The organism is Dyella caseinilytica, assembly GCF_016865235.1.
GTDB lineage: Bacteria > Pseudomonadota > Gammaproteobacteria > Xanthomonadales > Rhodanobacteraceae > Dyella_B > Dyella_B caseinilytica.
In genome coordinates this window covers 757,055-773,286 of sequence record NZ_CP064030.1, presented here as the reverse complement: position 1 = coordinate 773,286, position 16,232 = coordinate 757,055, and the positions used below count along the sequence as shown (strand labels likewise).

13 protein-coding genes are annotated in these 16,232 nt (G+C 54.7%); 7 read left to right on the top strand and 6 right to left on the bottom strand.

Annotated features, from left to right (window positions below; all coding sequences use genetic code 11):
* The first annotated feature begins 137 nt into the window (after positions 1–137).
* From ISN74_RS03185 to ISN74_RS03175, 3 genes are read left to right on the top strand one after another with little or no spacing between them, the layout of a single operon-like run.
* Entirely contained in the window at positions 138–2,183 is a 2,046-nt protein-coding gene (locus ISN74_RS03185) for a tetratricopeptide repeat protein (protein ID WP_203546694.1), read from the top strand.
* Complete coding sequence (locus tag ISN74_RS03180) at positions 2,180–4,228, top strand: hypothetical protein (protein WP_308420742.1); 2,049 nt, start codon at positions 2,180–2,182, stop codon at positions 4,226–4,228. The genes ISN74_RS03185 and ISN74_RS03180 overlap by 4 nt, the downstream gene beginning before the upstream one ends.
* On the top strand, positions 4,225–5,487 hold the full coding sequence (locus tag ISN74_RS03175; protein ID WP_188797329.1) for a lipopolysaccharide biosynthesis protein: 1,263 nt from the start codon (positions 4,225–4,227) through the stop codon (positions 5,485–5,487). The genes ISN74_RS03180 and ISN74_RS03175 overlap by 4 nt, the downstream gene beginning before the upstream one ends.
* Here ISN74_RS03175 and ISN74_RS03170 read toward each other — a convergent pair.
* Genes ISN74_RS03170 through ISN74_RS03145 form a run of 6 tightly spaced genes read right to left on the bottom strand, consistent with a single transcriptional unit; the run spans position 5,479 to position 11,237 of the window.
* Positions 5,479–6,336 (bottom strand): glycosyltransferase, encoded by an 858-nt coding sequence (locus ISN74_RS03170; RefSeq protein ID WP_188797327.1) that lies wholly within the window; start codon positions 6,334–6,336, stop codon positions 5,479–5,481. The genes ISN74_RS03175 and ISN74_RS03170 overlap by 9 nt on opposite strands.
* A complete protein-coding gene (locus tag ISN74_RS03165) occupies positions 6,330–7,349 on the bottom strand; it encodes a class I SAM-dependent methyltransferase (protein ID WP_188797325.1) in 1,020 nt (339 codons plus the stop codon). The genes ISN74_RS03170 and ISN74_RS03165 overlap by 7 nt, the downstream gene beginning before the upstream one ends.
* Position 7,350: 1 nt before the next feature.
* A complete protein-coding gene (locus ISN74_RS03160) occupies positions 7,351–8,448 on the bottom strand; it encodes a glycosyltransferase family 4 protein (protein ID WP_188797323.1) in 1,098 nt (365 codons plus the stop codon).
* A gap of 12 nt (positions 8,449–8,460) precedes the next feature.
* Complete coding sequence (locus ISN74_RS03155; protein ID WP_188797321.1) at positions 8,461–9,237, bottom strand: class I SAM-dependent methyltransferase; 777 nt, start codon at positions 9,235–9,237, stop codon at positions 8,461–8,463.
* Positions 9,230–10,390: a glycosyltransferase family 4 protein gene (locus ISN74_RS03150; RefSeq protein ID WP_188797318.1), complete on the bottom strand. Its 1,161-nt coding sequence runs from the start codon at positions 10,388–10,390 to the stop codon at positions 9,230–9,232. Before ISN74_RS03150 ends, ISN74_RS03155 begins: the two co-directional genes overlap by 8 nt.
* Complete coding sequence (locus ISN74_RS03145) at positions 10,383–11,237, bottom strand: glycosyltransferase family 2 protein (RefSeq protein WP_188799478.1); 855 nt, start codon at positions 11,235–11,237, stop codon at positions 10,383–10,385. Before ISN74_RS03145 ends, ISN74_RS03150 begins: the two co-directional genes overlap by 8 nt.
* A 266-nt stretch (positions 11,238–11,503) precedes the next feature.
* Between ISN74_RS03145 and pilB the strand changes: the two genes are divergently transcribed.
* The 4 genes from pilB (at position 11,504) to coaE (ending at position 16,188) form a co-directional block, all read left to right on the top strand.
* The gene (gene pilB / locus ISN74_RS03140; RefSeq protein ID WP_188797317.1) at positions 11,504–13,231 is read left to right on the top strand and encodes a type IV-A pilus assembly ATPase PilB; all 1,728 of its coding nucleotides are present in this window, start codon (positions 11,504–11,506) and stop codon (positions 13,229–13,231) included.
* A 136-nt stretch (positions 13,232–13,367) separates the two neighbouring features.
* A complete protein-coding gene (locus ISN74_RS03135) occupies positions 13,368–14,636 on the top strand; it encodes a type II secretion system F family protein (protein ID WP_188797315.1) in 1,269 nt (422 codons plus the stop codon).
* A 77-nt stretch (positions 14,637–14,713) separates the two neighbouring features.
* Positions 14,714–15,571 carry a prepilin peptidase gene (locus tag ISN74_RS03130; RefSeq protein ID WP_188797313.1) on the top strand — a complete coding sequence of 286 codons (858 nt, stop codon included), beginning with the start codon at positions 14,714–14,716 and terminating at the stop codon, positions 15,569–15,571.
* 8 nt (positions 15,572–15,579) lie between these two features.
* Positions 15,580–16,188: a dephospho-CoA kinase gene (gene coaE, locus ISN74_RS03125; protein ID WP_188799477.1), complete on the top strand. Its 609-nt coding sequence runs from the start codon at positions 15,580–15,582 to the stop codon at positions 16,186–16,188.
* Positions 16,189–16,232 lie beyond the last annotated feature (44 nt).

Sequence of the window (16,232 nt, the reverse complement as noted above, 5' to 3'; positions counted from 1 at the left end):
CATTTTATTGATTGTTAGTCACGCATGCGAAGGGCCACTTATAGTGGCCCTTCGTTTTTTGCTATGCATACTAGACAAACCTTCGCGTGCTTACACATTTACACCGCTTTTCATTTTGGCCTTTGCTGGGGCTGCTTTTGTTCTCCACGGGATTGCTCCTTGCACCTGGGCTGCATGGTGGCTTTCTCTTTGATGATTACGGCAGCTTGCCTGTCCTGGGTGACACGGGGCCGATCCATAGCTGGGCCACGTTCTGGCGTTACATCACCAGTGGCTATGCCGACCCCACAGGACGCCCGCTCGCCCTGCTGAGTTTTCTGCTCGATGCACGCGATTGGCCAGCGATTCCCTTTCCATTCAAACGCACCAATCTGCTACTGCATCTGCTTAATGGTGGACTGCTTGCTCTACTCCTACGTCAACTAGGCAGGCACATTCAAAACAGATTTGCGCAGCATGACAGCAGCCCCATCGATAAGGCCGCCCTACTGGGCGCCTCGATTTGGCTGCTGCACCCGCTATTCGTATCTACTACGCTGTACATCGTGCAGCGGGAAGCGATGCTGCCCGCCACGTTCACACTCATCGGCCTGCTGTTGTGGCTACATGGACGGCGCGCGATCCAGCAAGGGCGTACTACTGCTGGTCTGATGGAGATTGTTGCAGGTTTAGGTGGCTGCACCTCATTAGCCACCTTGAGCAAGGCCAACGGAATCTTGCTTCCCGCATTGGCTCTGGTAATTGAATACATATTGCTCAGAAGTTATGAGAGTGCTGGCCATCCAGCAACGGCGCCCGCCAACGTGAAGGCCATGCGCCACGGCATCCGCTGGGACGACAACAAAACTTATCGCAACACCATGCTGTTGTTTGCATGGCTACCCACATCGATGGTTGCCGCTTATCTATTGCAACAAGGCTGGAGCGGCCTGATTCATGGCATTTCATCCGCCCGCCCGTGGACCTTAGGACAGCGCTTGCTGACCGAGCCCCGGGTATTGATGGATTACCTGACACTACTATGGATGCCGCGCCCATTCACTCCAGGGCTATTCAACGACCAGATTCAAGCGTCCACATCACTGTGGTCGCCAATAACGACACTGCCCGCACTTTGCAGCATCGTTGCTCTAATTGCTGGCAGCTGGCGGCTGCGTCAACGCTGGCCCTCCTTAGCAACAGGCATATTGTTCTATTTTGTAGGCCAATCGCTCGAATCCAGTACCGTGGCATTGGAACTGTATTTCGAGCATCGCAATTATCTGCCCGCCATGCTCTTGTTCTGGCCGCTCGCACTGTGGCTATGCGACGCCTACGTTGTCACGGTAAAGATCACTGGAAGGTCTCACGTATCAAGAGCAACGAGTCGGCTTGCCAAACCGGCGCTTTCAGCACTGATACTCCTGGGCTTGGGCCTGATGACCCATGCACGTGCCACGTTATGGGGCGATAGCCGCGATCAGGCAATGCTATGGGCCGCACTTAACCCAAATTCCCCGCGCGCCCAAACGTATGCGGCCGATATAGAAATAGCAAACAACCAGCCACAGCAAGCTATAGCCCGCCTGCAGCCGCTGCTCACCAAATATCCCGATCAGGTACAACTGGCCCTCCCGCTTATCAGTGCGGAGTGCCAAACTGGACAGATCGATTCAGCAACGATCAGAGCCGCTCGCCTTTCCCTAAGCACTGCCCGCGATACTGGCGCCCTGCTTGCAAACTGGTTTAACCAGACCATCAATGAGATCGGAACAACCCCGTGTCCGCAGTTGACCTATGACACGATCGACAGTCTGCTGGATTCATCTCTCACCAATCCATACCTCAGCGCGATTCAAGGGCGAGAACAAGACATTTATCATTTGAAAGGTCATCTGGCGCTTAGCCGAGGCGATGCGCAAACAGCACTTAACGATTTCAACCATGCGCTGGATCTTCAAGTTCGCCCTGCCATCGCCCTCGAACAAGCCGCCATGCTTGGATCGGCTGGCCACCCCCGCCTTGGCCTGATCCACCTGGATCATTACGATGCCGAACGCAACCAGGAAGCACAACCGGACTTCGGTATGCCGCGGCTGCACGACTGGGTGCTGCGACGACAACAGTATTGGCCCCGCGAAATAATGCACCTGCGCGCCACACTGCAAAGCGATACCACACGCCAAACCAGCCGGAATCCATGATGCTTCGCCAGCCACTTCAATCCACTCTGCAGCACCGCTGGCTTCCGTGGGTATTATTGATCCTTGGGGGCATGCTTACCACCGCCATCTACTGGCCGGGACTATCAGGCACCTTCTTTTTCGATGACAACCCCAATATCGTCGATAACAAAGGAGTACAACCCGCAAACGCGTCACTCGCATCGCTAATCAATGCTGCACTGTCATCGCCTTCGAGTGACTTCAAGCGGCCATTGGCGTCACTGAGCTTTGCTGTGAATTTCCTTTTTACTGGACTCGATCCCTATTGGATGAAGCTGACCAATCTGGTCATCCATCTACTGAACGGATGTCTGGTGTTTCTGTTAGCTCGCTCCCTTATCGTACTTACAGACAAAGCAGCCACACAAAATACACGCCACAGACAAAATGCCGGCTTCATCGCTACCGTAATCGCATTTTCCTGGATGCTACTACCCATCAACCTTACCAGTGTGCTCTACGTCGTACAGCGCATGGAAAGCTTGGCCAATGTGTTTGTGCTGCTAGGCTTGCTCGGCTATGTGGTAGGGCGCAAGCACATGCTCGCCAAAGCGGACCAAACGCAACATGGCATGCGCCGATCAGACTTGGCCGGGCTTGGCATCTGCGCGTTCAGCCTTGCCTTGTTTACCTTGACAGGATTGCTAGCAAAAGAAACCGCAGTGATGCTGCCGCTTTATGCGTTTATGCTCGAATGGATAGTGTTCGGCTTTCGCAGACAAACCGATACTGCTTCGCACGATAGCCAGTCAAAGGACTGGCGCCTGATCTGCCTTTATTTAGTCGGCTTGCTTATCCCCCTTATTGCTGGCCTTGCGTGGCTTTTACCGAACGTGCTGAGGCCGGAAAACTGGGCAGCGCGTAACTTTACCTTAAGCACACGCTTACTCAGCGAAGCCCGCATAGTTGTCGACTATATAGCCTGGATCTTAGTACCCACACCTGATGCACTATCTTTCTACCACGATAACTTCATCGTCTCCACCGGACTTTGGTACCCGTGGACGACGCTCCCGAGCATCCTGATTTTAATAACCCTGGCTGTATCGGTTCCCATGCTGCGCAGGCGGTGGCCACTTGCATCGCTAGGTTTGGCCCTATTCCTAAGCTGCCACGTACTCACGGCCACCATTCTACCGTTGGAACTTGTCTACGAGCACCGCAACTATTTCGCCAGTTTCGGCCTGATGCTCGCTGTGGTTCCCGTACTTGTCACTGGCATACCGTGCACAACATCACAATCGCGACAAAGCTTCATCCTTGCGCGCAGCACGACTTTGATAACGCTTTTAATGCTATGGAGCTTTGAAACAGCCATTACCGCCGCCGCCTGGGGCTCCCCGTTAAAGCTGGCCGAAACGTTAGCCGCTCGCGCGCCAGATTCACCACGTGCCGAATACGAGTTGGGTCGAACCTATATCATTTACTCGCAATACGACCCGCATTCGCCATTCACCGCCATGGCCTATGCACCCCTAGAGCGTGCCGCCGCGCTGCCTGACTCGTCCATCCTTCCGCAACAAGCGCTAATTTTCATGAATTCGCGTATGCATCTGCCGCTGAAAGATGCATGGTGGAATAGTATGATCGCAAAACTTAAATCTCGCCCTCTAGGCGTGCAGGATGAAAGCGCACTCGGCGCCCTTACCGGATGTGCCCGCGATCACGATTGCAACCTACCGCCGAATCGCATGATCGATGCTTATTTAGCAGCCCTCTCACATCCCAACCCCAGCGCGCGTCTGCTATCGATGTACGCTGACTATGCCTGGAATGTTCTGGATGATGATGTACTCGGACTGCGCATGGCTGAAGCAACCGTTAAGGCGGCACCGTCTGAGCCAGCTTATCGCATTACCCTCATAAGAATGCTGATCGCCAACGGAGAGCTGGGTCAGGCCAGCCATCAACTGGACGCGCTTCAAGAACTCAATCTGGGTGGCCGGCTGAATAACGATATTGATCAGCTGGAGCATGCGATGCAAAAAGCCCCCACCTCCAACGAAACGGTCAACCACCTTTGAAAGGGCAACTCGCTCTCAGCAGCCTAAAAACCACTTTCTGGCTTGGTGTACGTATCGTTACACAAGCCACGGTGCTTGTCCTTCTCACCCGAATACTCGGTCCACAAGTATTCGGCAACTTTAGCGCCATTGCGTCTTTGGCTCTAATTATCGGCACGCTGCCAACATTTGGGAGTGGCTTCGTGATGTTAGCGCGACGAGCACAAGACGCCAATGGTATCGGAGCGGTGTGGCGTTATGCATGGCCCACGACTCTTTCCGTCGGCATTGCACTCCTGGTGGTTTATGTACTGATTGCTAGGCTGCTCACTACCCCTCCCCTACCAGCCACACTTTTGCTGATGGTTGGGGCATCCGAATTACTGCTGACGCCAATGACATACTTGGCCAGCTATGCGTTGCAAGCACGCGAAAAAGTGCCCCTAAGTCAATTTGTTCAATGGCTGCCGCTCTCTTTCCGAATCGTTGCCGCCATCTTATGCCTCTCACTGGAAGCATCATCACGTCTTCAGACATATGTAACATTACAGTTGCTCACATCATTTCTGGCAACCCTTCTTGCGCTTGCCATTGCGCATCATTATGTCGAGCTTAACTGGAGACCGCGGCTCGTATCCCGGCAAGAACTTCGCGCTGGGGCCGCCTATGCAGCCATGAATTTAGTGGCAGCCAATCCGTCCGAAATCGATAAAATCGTCGCAATTCGCTTAATCGGCGCTCATGACACTGGCATTTATGCGACCACCACTCGTGTGATGACCTCCTGTGTTACCCCAGTCATAGGCATGTTGCTTTCCGCTCAGCCGCGCTTGTTTCGGCACGCCCATAAGCCCACCCACGAGGGACTTCGGTTAATTTGGGTGATCGCTCTCTTATCATTGGGCTGGGGCTTGATCAGTGGGATTGTGCTTGTCCTTTGCAGTCCGCTATTGCCTTGGTTATTTGGCGAAGCCTTTGTAGAAACAGCAGGGCTGATGCCTTGGCTGGCGCTATCAGCCCCAGGGATTTCATTAAGATTGGCGGCAGGAACGATACTTGTTGCGCTGGGGAAGCCCATTGAACGATTGGTATTTGAGGTACTCGGCGTACTAATTCTCGTGTCAAGCATGGTCCTTCTGGGACCTCACTATCGTGCCTTTGGGCTCGCCATTGCTTTGAGCTTCGCCGAATCAAGCATGGCTATCATTGGCTGGCACATGGTGAGCAAAAGGCTCCGAGCAATCGGCCCCGACAAACCTGCACCACTAACCCTAGGATAGCTTCAACGCTATTTTTGTGCCCTGCCAAAGCGCTCGCAATGGTATCAACGAATGAAAACGGAAGACTCTAACCAGCGCGCGCAAAGGTAATATCAACACACGCAGCAGCAGTAGCAACCATAATTCGGGAATACTACGGGCCAGCTTTCTAGCAAGAATCAAATGAGCCGCCACCATATGCGACTCATAAAACAATGAGCCTATCCTACTACTCGCAGCCCCCTCGTGTATCACGAGTACTTCATCGACATGTGCAATAGAACCTGGGTTTCTCGAAAGTCGCCAACCGAACTCCCAATCCTCTCCGTACATAAAGAAATCTTCATCAAGAAGCGGAGACGCGGTCCGCTCCGTCGCAATCAAGAAACAACATCCGCTGGGATACGCAAAATAGCCGCGCCGCCGCTGCCACAACAGCAATCCAAGAAACTTTTGGTAGTACCCAGTCCCTAGAATCCGTTCACCGTGATTGATATTTGGGTAAGCGACCCTGGCGTCCAAATTCCGCTCCAGCGCGCCCAAAAGCTTTAATACCGCGCCTTGCAGCAGCTTCGCATCATTATTGATCAGCAACACCCATGCATTTGGGCACACTTTCCTCAGGTGATCGATGCCACGATTCACCCCGCCTGCGAACCCTAAATTTCGATCACTTACGATAACACTCACTCGATCATCACCCTTGAAATGATCGCTTATCTCTTCTGCCGATTTACCGCCGTCCTCCGAATTATCCCAAACCAACACTGGCACTACTTGCTGGACGAGCAGGGATTGAACGCAGGCGACACTCCGTCCCGCATCGCGAAAATTCAATAAAAGACCAGCCACCTGCCGTTGCACTAACATAGCTTGTCCGCAATGACGACCAGTTCTTCCGACGCCGCCGCTGAGATAGACGCCCGCAAATCAACCCAATTCGCCGACATTCGTTGCTTGCGCAGCCCCTCTAGAACGGAAAGCTCACGTGAAGAGTGGATGATATATCGCGCCCCCCGTCCTCGCCTTAAAAAGCGAATGTTGGTGAAACCTGTTGTTGTCAAAAGTGCATGCAGCGCTTTTGCCGTAAAAAGAACGACATGTCGCGGCGGCTCCAATCCGCGCCACGCCCTTCCAAATCGCTTGTGTCCGAGACTTTGAACGTTCGGCGTCGCCAGCCAAATTCGGCCATTTTTTGCCAATAAGCCCCATATTTGCTGCAGAAACAGCTTGGGATCATGCACATGTTCGATAACATGAGCCGCCGTTGCGACATCAAAAGGCGCATTTGGCCGATAGTCATCAAGACCACCAAGATATACGTCCAAACCATCTTCAACAGCCGCTCTTACCGCATCCGCATCAGGCTCCAACCCCGAGACGTCCCAGCCCGCATTCTTCGCGCGCCGGAGGAAAACTCCATTTCCACAACCAACGTCAAGAAGCCGTCCAGGGGTACGGGGAAGATGCCGATAGAAGTAATCCAGTTGCTGCCGGATTGGCGGCGCCAGTGATATCGCGACGCTCCCCATCTTCATCACCGGAAAACGATGCGCTCCGTAACGGGCATTCATGTAGTCGTTCGCCAGACGCCACAATAACGAATTACCATTATCGTCTGCGAATGACACCGCCCCCGACAGATGGGTATAGTAAGACCTGTATGCCCTCCCAATGACATCACGCATGGGGCGTGGATCGAGAAATAAGCAACCACAGGCCATGCATTCCTGTAAATTCCAGCGTCCGGGCACTCCTTCAAGTCGGTCTTGCAGCCCTTCATACCGAATTTTCCCGCTCTCGTTGCCGCAGGCTGGGCATGCCGGAACTGCCTCAAGCTCATAAGAGCAAAAGCCTTTGGTGCTTTCGGCCTCAATCGTCATTTCAATTATCTCTTATCACGCGACGATACAGGTCCAAATATGCATCTATTGCGCTAGGCTCACCAAAATACTTCTCGGCACGTCGCCGCCCGTCTCGTCCCAGCCGCCTTCTCAAGATCGGATCTTCGGCAAGTTGGCGAGCGAATCTTGACACTTCTTGCAAGTCGTTCAGCGGTGCAAGAAGGGCAGTTTCACCGTGCAAGCATATCTCACCAGTGCCTGCGGTATTGAAGCCGATAACCGGCACACCGGATGCCATTGCCTCTAGGGCCACATAACCGAACGACTCATAGCGCGAAAGCACCAACACAGCATCCGCAGACTGATAAATCGAAGGCATATCTGCGGGCGCGCAACGTGGCAGCAGCCGCATATTTGTTGTCACTCGGTCGTCTTGGAAGGACTTGCGCAGCCCACCAAGACAGGAAACCTGAAACGATGGCCCCAGCAACCTGGCTAGCTCAGGCAGCAACTCCGCACCCTTGCGACGCGACGGATTGCCGATAAATATTAATTTAAACGGCTTCGTGTGCTCCGCGCTTATGGTCGCCATGCTATCTCGCGATAGTGGTGAGAATTTCTCCAAATCGATCCAATTATGGATGACCTCTATTCGTCTACCCAAATCTCTTCGCATGGGTTCTGCGCAAAACTCACTAACCGCCACAATCGCATCGGCACAAGAATAAGAGGCTCTCATCCATCGCTCGGCGAACAAGCGATGATAGATCGTCTGGAGTAGATTACGAGATTTCCCAAATTCAGGATGAGCTATGTATTGATGCTCCGTAATCACCAATGGAATACCTTGGCGCTTGAATGCAAAACCCTGCCAGCTCCCGGCATGCACGACATCAATAGATGGCGGAGCAATCACCTTTTTCAGGCGCCACGGCATTAATTCATAGCCTAGGTCGAACCATTGCAAAATGGGCTCATGCCCTGCGTTGCGCAATCCTTCGGCCAAGCGCAAGGTAAATACGTCCGCGCCGCTACCCGAACGAATCGTTGGCAGCCAGATGCGCAAAGACTTCGACTGTTTCGTATCAAGCATCTGTCCAATATCTATATCTGGAGACAAACGAATGTGGTCCGACATTTAATTACACAATCAGCGCCAGAAACTGTAAATCAAAGTGGGAATGGCGGGACACGTAAACCTCAAAGCGCCATCTGGCACATAGTGCAAAACGCGTGTTGCCATTGACCGGGGCCTCTCGATCTCGAACGTCAACCTCATCGCCTCCAGGCAAAGGTTGCGGTATTGAAAACCCGACCCATGAAGCAAGTCTTCGAGCTGCGACAGTTCAAGCGGCTCACAGTCGTAAAGATTTCCTCTGCGCATCATACGCAAATATGGCGTTCTCCATCCGCGAGGCAACCAGCTCAGGAAGGGAAGCTTGTAATGTGGTTCCACGACCATCCATCGATTAGGCACCGCCAGATAACCTATACCGTCTGCTCGCAGAACTCGGCGAAGCTCCGCAAGATGTGCCAGCTGGGCCCTGATATCACCCACATGCTCAATGACATGGTTCGTAAGCACCACATCAAAGGAGCTTTCAGCAAATGGAAGCCGCGTACCTGTTACCTGTTGGTATGTGTAACCTTCGGTCACCAGCCTATTGTCTTGAACGTCAACAGCTTCCACGCAAAGCTTCAGATCAGGATGAGTCCCGAAGTAATGTGCAATGCCTCCGGAGCCTGTGCCGACCTCAAGCAGTCGCAGCGGTTGCCGACGGCTGCTTAGATCGAGCAAGCGTTCAATTTTTAGCCCTTTAAGGCGACGCGAAGGCAAATCAAGCACCGCATGCGGCAAACGCCGTTCAGATTCGCTCGCCGAGTGAGCATCATGTCTTTCGTCGCGATTTTGGGATGCGTCAGTCATGGAGCTCACGCAGAAACTCGCGCAACTGATTTCCAAATTTAGTCCATACCTTGCTGGCAGCGAATGCACGACAAGCAGCTATAACTTCTTTATCGCGATTTTTCTTAAGACCTTGAACAACTGCTTTCGCAAAATCAAGATAATTACCTGACTCGATTAATGTGCCGGTACGTCCATCCAGTACTGCATCGGGAACTCCGCCTACTGCGAATGCAACTGTTGGCAGACCATGAGCAGCCGCCTCAAGCGCCACCATGCCAAAACCTTCGACATCACCGGGCAATTCAAGCACGGGAAAAACATGCAAATCCGCAGCTTGATACACCGCGCTTAGAGTTACGTCGTCACACCGACCAAGAAACTTGACATGTTCCTCTAACCCAGCCTTCTCAGCAGAAGCCAGTATCCGCTCTCGTTCACCAGTTCTTCTCGCGTGCAAAGCATTAGTCGCATCTTCGCCAATAATTAGCAACAAAACATCAGGGTGACTGGATTTAATGACTGGCATCGCCCTCGTCACAAATTCAGCCAACCCTTTGCGCTCAGTAAGCCTTCCTACGGAAAGCAAAATTGGGCGTACCCCGAAACCGTGCACTCGGCGAAAATTGTCGGCCAATCTCACATCCAGAGATGGCAACTCAACTCCTGGATTCAAAACGCGCAAACTGCTTGCCTGGATACCGATGCATTTACCTAAGTGCGCTGTATTACCACTATTTGCTAATGACATATCGCAGCGTCTAATGAATGGCAGCCAGAACCAACGGTAAATGCGGCTGGGCGCCACGATGTCCAACCCATGCAAATAAACTACGGCTTTCGCGCCATTGCAGCGAGCCACCAGCCAGGCAATGGGTGCCGTCAAGCCGCTTCCAGCCAAAACCAATGCCGGCCTCTTCCTTCGCGCCATCCGGAAAGCCTGCCACAACGTCGCAATCAGAAAAATGATCAGAGGTCTTATGCGACTTTGCTTTACCTCGATTCGAGACGGCACATACAGCGCACTGCCGGCTGGCCCACAAAGGGCAACTCGCCAATCAGGTTGCAACTCAGCCAAGAGATGCTGATTGACCTTCTCCATGCCGCCAAGCAAAGGCGGAAAGTTGCGCGTTACTAGCAACGCTAGCGGACGGTGGTGTTGTGGATCACGCATCTCGCCGATACATCAGCGCAGTAATCTGTTCCGAAATAAGCCCAATCAGAAAAACGATCACGGCAGCGCTCCACATCAGCGTGCTCATGTTCGTCAACCGACCCTCGCGTATATAGGTCCACGCATAGTTGGCGCAACCGAGCAAGAAAAATAACGCACTCGCGGGGACAAACAGTTTCAACGGCGAATAAAGCGTGGCGATCTTGAAAATGATCAGCAAAAAACGCAACCCATCGCGCAATGGCTTGATATGACTCTTACCCACTCGTTGCGCCGCTTTGATGGGCACATAGACTACGGGATAGGCGCTGCGAAAGAAGGCCATGGTGCTGGTCGTAGGGTAGGAAAATCCGTTCGGCAAGAGATACAGAAACTCCTGGAACCGGTCCGCCTTGACGGCTCGGAAACCGGAGGTGAGATCCGCCACCTCATGTCCGGTCATCCGAGTGGCAAGCCAGTTATATAAGGTATTGGCAACGCCCCGACCTACTCCAGCTTGGCTACCCCAATCACGGGCTCCCACCGCCATGTCGTATCCCTGCCCCAGCTTTTCGACCAGGCGCGCCACATCTGCGGGATCATGCTGGCCGTCGCCATCCATGAAAACCAGAATCTCGCCAGTCGCGGCCCGGGCTCCTCGCTTGATAGCAGCGCCGTTGCCCATGGAATAGGGAGAGCTCAGGCACTTCACACCGTTACCGGCGCATATGGTCCGCGTATCGTCGGTAGAACCGTCGTCCACCACGATGATCTCGGCGCGCGGCTGCGCAGCGCGTAGGCGGGGCAGCAGTTCGGCCAGGGCGGGCGCTTCGTTCTTGGCAGGCAGGATGATGCTGAGACTGTTCAAACAGGTCGATTCCCCATGAGGCAACCGATAATAACGCGTGACGCATGAAGCACGTACCGCGCCAATCGCCCGGATTTCAAAGATTCTGGCCGAACTGCTGTCCAAGTCACCCTTCCCAAGGCAACGCATCCCCTGACAGCGCCGCCTGGCGAGCCAGGAACGACGCTGGATGTGCCTGAGTTTGCCAAACCGGCCAGTACCGATAGCCTGCCGGCTCAATGTGCGCTAAATTCGAGTCTAATCAGGGGTTTTAAGCAGGTTTCAACATGTCATCGCAACCACAGTCCACCACGCTAGGCCTGTCCGGCATGGCTCGCCGCTTGGTGGCCGAAGGCTTGTTGCCAGAGGCGGATGTTCGTAAAGCCGTTGCAGAATCGAACCAGCAGAAAAAAACGCTGACGTCATGGCTGCTGGATCATGGCTTGGTGGACAACATTCGCCTCGCTCAAATCGCGTCCGCCGAATTCGGCATGCCGATGATGGACGTGACAGCGCTTGCACCTGCCAGCATGCCATTGAGCCTGATCAGCCAGGAACTGATCAGCAAGCACCAGGCACTGCCGCTGCTCAAGCGCGGTAAGCGGCTGTTTGTCGGGATCGCCGATCCGATGCAATTGCATGCCCTGGATGAGATCAAATTCCACTCCAACTGCATGGTGGAACCGATCCTGGTCGAGCGTACCCAGCTCACCCGTGCCATCGAAAACGCCGTCAGCACGCTGAACAACGCGACGCCGGACCTGGGCGGAGGCGACCTGGAAGATCTTGCGCTTGAAAGCGGGAACGGTGACGATGAGGGCGCAGGCGGCGGGATTGATGCCAACGCCAACGACGACGCCCCGGTCGTGAAGTTCGTCAACAAGATTTTGATAGACGCCATACGACGCGGCGCGTCCGACATCCACTTCGAACCGTTCGAAACCCTGTACCGCGTTCGTTTGCGCATGGATGGCATGCTGCGCGCCGTGGCCAGCCCGCCGATAAAGCTTGCCAACCGCATCTCATCACGCCTCAAGGTTATGGCCGGCCTGGACATTGCCGAACGGCGCGTGCCGCAGGACGGACGCATCAAATTGAACCTGTCCAAGAGCCATGCGATGGACTTCCGCGTCAGCACGCTGCCGACGCTGTTTGGCGAAAAGATAGTGCTGCGTATTCTGGACAGCTCATCAGCCAAGCTGGGTATCGACAAGCTCGGTTACGAAACGGACCAAAAAGAGCTTTACCTCGACGCCATCCACAAACCTTACGGCATGGTACTGGTCACCGGCCCCACCGGCTCGGGTAAAACGGTGTCGCTGTATACCGCGCTTAACATCCTCAATACTGCCGAACGCAATATCTCCACGGTGGAAGACCCGGTCGAAATCCGCGTAGAGGGCATCAACCAGGTCCAGCAAAACGTGAAGCGGGGCATGACTTTCGCGGCCGCCCTGCGTTCGTTCCTACGCCAAGATCCGGACGTGATCATGGTGGGCGAAATTCGTGACCTGGAAACAGCCGAGATCGCCATCAAGGCCGCCCAGACCGGCCACATGGTGCTGTCCACCCTGCATACGAATGACGCCCCTCAGACCATTTCCCGTCTGATGAACATGGGCATCGCACCGTACAACATCACCTCGTCGGTCACCCTGATCATCGCCCAGCGCTTGGCACGGCGCCTGCACGGCTGCAAGAAGCAGATAACGCTGCCACCCCATGTGCTGCTGGCCGCGGGATTCACACAGCAAGATATTGATGCAGGACTGACCATTTACGAAGCAAATGGCTGCCCCGAATGCAACGAGGGTTATAAGGGGCGGGTGGGTATCTACCAGGTCATGCCAATGGTCGAAGAGGTCCAGAAGATCGTGCTGGAAGGTGGAAATGCCCTGCAGATCGCCGAAACTGCTCGCAGAATAGGTATCAATGACCTGCGTGCCTCGGCGTTGCTCAAGGTCAAGCAGGGAGTCACCAGCCTGACCGAAATCGACCGCGTGACTAAGGACTGATAAACCGCCGGGATCATTTTCATGCTGGACTTGCGCCAGAGACCACGAAAATGTCCCCTGGAAGTGACGTAAGCTGAAGACTTTCCTGCCTCCGCATCTGCGGCGGTGCTGGACTGAACCATTGGGGGAGATGTGCATGGCTACGGTTACCGCCGCCACGAAAAACACCCGGCAACAAGGCATCCAGCGAGCCCAGGTCAGCCAGATGCCGACCTACGACTGGGTCGCTCTGGACAAGCGCGGCAAGCGCATGAAGGGCGCCATGCCGGCCAAGAACGCCTCTCTGGTGAAAGCCGAATTGCGCCGGCAGGGCATGAATCCGCAAACGGTACGGGAACGATCCAAACCCTTGTTTGCCGGTACTGGCAAGTCGGTCAAAGCGCGCGACGTGGCGATCTTCAGCCGACAGATCGCCACCATGATGGCCTCAGGCGTACCGATGGTGCAGGCCTTCGACATCATCGCCGATGGTCAGAGGAATCCCCGCTTCAAAAATATGCTGGTCGATGTCAAACAGAACATCGAGGGCGGCTCAGCCTTGCATGAAGCGCTGGGCCAATATCCGGTCGAATTCGACGAGCTGTACCGCAACTTGGTACGTGCAGGTGAATCGGCAGGTGTGCTGGATACGATTCTCGATACCGTTGCCACCTATAAAGAAAAAACCGAAAGCATCAAGGGCAAGATCAAGAAAGCACTTTTCTATCCCATCATGGTGATGGTGGTTGCTGTTGCGGTCATCATGATCATGCTGTTGTTCGTGGTACCCGTTTTTGCCAAGACCTTCAAGGATGCCGGCGCACAGCTGCCAGCGCCTACTCAGCTGCTTGTAACAATGTCGCAATTCATGCAGGAGTACTGGTGGCTTCTTATCGTCGGCGTTGGCGGCAGTATTGTGGCGATCATCATGGCAAAGAAGCGATCGGTGAAATTTGCGCATTTCCTTGACCGTGTCACCCTGAAAATACCCGTGATGGGCAACATCCTCCGTCAGTCAGCCATTGCACGTTTTTCGCGCACTCTGGGTGTTACCTTCCGGGCAGGTGTGCCCCTCGTTGAGGCAATGGACGCCGTCGCGGGTGCAACGGGTAGTGTTGTGTACGCCGAGGCAGTACACCAGATGCGCGATGACGTGGCCGTAGGTCACCAACTGCAGTTGGCCATGCGTCAGACCGGCCTTTTCCCAAACATGGTCACGCAAATGGTCGCGATCGGCGAAGAATCTGGCGCTTTGGACCACATGTTGTTCAAATGCGCCGAGTTCTATGAAGAGGAAGTCAGTAACGCCGTCGACTCCCTGGCTTCACTGCTCGAACCTTTGATGATGGTGATCTTGGGCACGGTGGTCGGTGGCATAGTGATTGCGCTTTACCTCCCCATCTTCAAACTTGCCGGCACGTTCTAATCTGCCAACACCTTGAACGCCTCATTTTGTCGCTTTGTGGCGATAATGTGGGGCGTTTTCATGATCAGGATCCGGGCATGCCCGATTTGCCGTTGACCATCTGGGTAGCTTTTGCTGGTGTGCTCGGCTTGTTGGTGGGCAGCTTCCTTAATGTGGTGATCCTTCGTTTACCCAAACGACTGGATGCCCTCTGGCGCCAAGAAGCTCACGATGTTTTAGGCATAGAAGCATCAGGTGAACCGTTCCCCCCTGGCATCGTCCGAGAAACTTCGCACTGCCCACATTGCAAGCATCCGCTGGCTGCTTACGACAACATTCCACTTTTCAGCTGGCTGTTGCTGCGCGGTCGCTGCCGCTACTGCCAGACACCTATTTCCATTCAGTACCCCCTTGTTGAACTACTGAGCACGATACTCAGTGCTGTCATCGTCTGGAAGTTCGGTCCGACCTGGGTGGCATTGGCCGGGCTGTTCCTCACATGGATGTTGATAGCCCTGTCGGGCATCGACTTTCATACCCAGTTGCTTCCCGATCAAATGACCCTTTCCCTCTTGTGGGTTGGCTTATTACTGAGCCTGATTCACCTGTTTGCGAATCCGGAACAAGCCATTCTCGGCGCCGCCATCGGCTACCTGAGCCTGTGGAGCGTGTACTGGCTATTCAAGCTCCTGACCGGCAAGGAAGGCATGGGTTTTGGCGACTTCAAGCTCCTGGCGGCACTCGGAGCGTGGATGGGACCAGGTGCGCTGCTCCCCGTAATACTGCTCTCCTCCCTGGTAGGCGCTCTTGTCGGCGGTACTCTGATCGCGTTGCGCAAACACGCCCGCGAAGTGCCGATGCCATTTGGCCCTTTTATCGCCATGGCGGGTTGGATCTGGTTTGTCGCAGGTGATGACCTGTGGCATGCCTATATGCGTATTTCTGGTATCGGGTGAACAAGGCGATGCTGTTTAACGTGGCACTCACCGGCGGCATTGCTTCAGGCAAGAGCGTGGTGGAGCAGCGCTTCAGGTCGTTGGGCGTTCCTGTTTGCGATGCGGACTATGCGGCACGTGTCGTGGTGGATCCCGGTAGTGATGGACTGGCTGCGATCGTGGCGGCATTCGGCCGTGATGTGCTGGATTCGCAAGGCCGTCTGGACCGGCCGGCAATGCGTCAGCGTATTTTTGCCGACCCAAAAGCGCGTAAGACCCTGGAAGCGATCGTCCACCCACGTGTGCGGCAGTGGATGCTTGATCAGGCGCAGCACGCCGAAGGGCCCTACGTGATGCTCTCCATTCCGCTGTTGACCGAGAACATCGGCCATTACCGCTGGGTGGACCGGGTCGTGGTGGTGGATGTGCCAGAAACGGTTCAGGTTCAGCGGCTGATGGCGCGGGACGGGATCGACGAGGATCTGGCGACTCGTATCCTGGCGAACCAGGCGACACGCTCGGCCCGGCTTGCGCTGGCAGACGACGTCATCGACAACGCCGGGTCGGAAGCCGCACTGGACGCACAGGTTGCCGCCCTGCACGAACGTTATCTCATGCTGGCGGCCAACCGGCGCTAGCATCGTTCCCGCGCGCTTTCACCCACACACCATCGGAAAACCCG

Bases quoted from the DNA above. Each gene is read 5' to 3' on its own strand.
- ISN74_RS03155 (WP_188797321.1), bottom strand. From the start codon at position 9,237: ATGACTGACGCATCCCAAAATCGCGACGAAAGACATGATGCTCACTCG.
- ISN74_RS03180 (WP_308420742.1), top strand. From the start codon at position 2,180: ATGATGCTTCGCCAGCCACTTCAATCCACTCTGCAGCACCGCTGGCTT.
- ISN74_RS03165 (WP_188797325.1), bottom strand. From the start codon at position 7,349: ATGACGATTGAGGCCGAAAGCACCAAAGGCTTTTGCTCTTATGAGCTT.
- coaE (WP_188799477.1), top strand. From the start codon at position 15,580: ATGCTGTTTAACGTGGCACTCACCGGCGGCATTGCTTCAGGCAAGAGC.
- ISN74_RS03170 (WP_188797327.1), bottom strand. From the start codon at position 6,336: ATGTTAGTGCAACGGCAGGTGGCTGGTCTTTTATTGAATTTTCGCGAT.
- ISN74_RS03150 (WP_188797318.1), bottom strand. From the start codon at position 10,390: ATGCGTGATCCACAACACCACCGTCCGCTAGCGTTGCTAGTAACGCGC.
- ISN74_RS03135 (WP_188797315.1), top strand. From the start codon at position 13,368: ATGGCTACGGTTACCGCCGCCACGAAAAACACCCGGCAACAAGGCATC.
- ISN74_RS03130 (WP_188797313.1), top strand. From the start codon at position 14,714: ATGCCCGATTTGCCGTTGACCATCTGGGTAGCTTTTGCTGGTGTGCTC.
- ISN74_RS03160 (WP_188797323.1), bottom strand. From the start codon at position 8,448: ATGTCGGACCACATTCGTTTGTCTCCAGATATAGATATTGGACAGATG.
- pilB (WP_188797317.1), top strand. From the start codon at position 11,504: ATGTCATCGCAACCACAGTCCACCACGCTAGGCCTGTCCGGCATGGCT.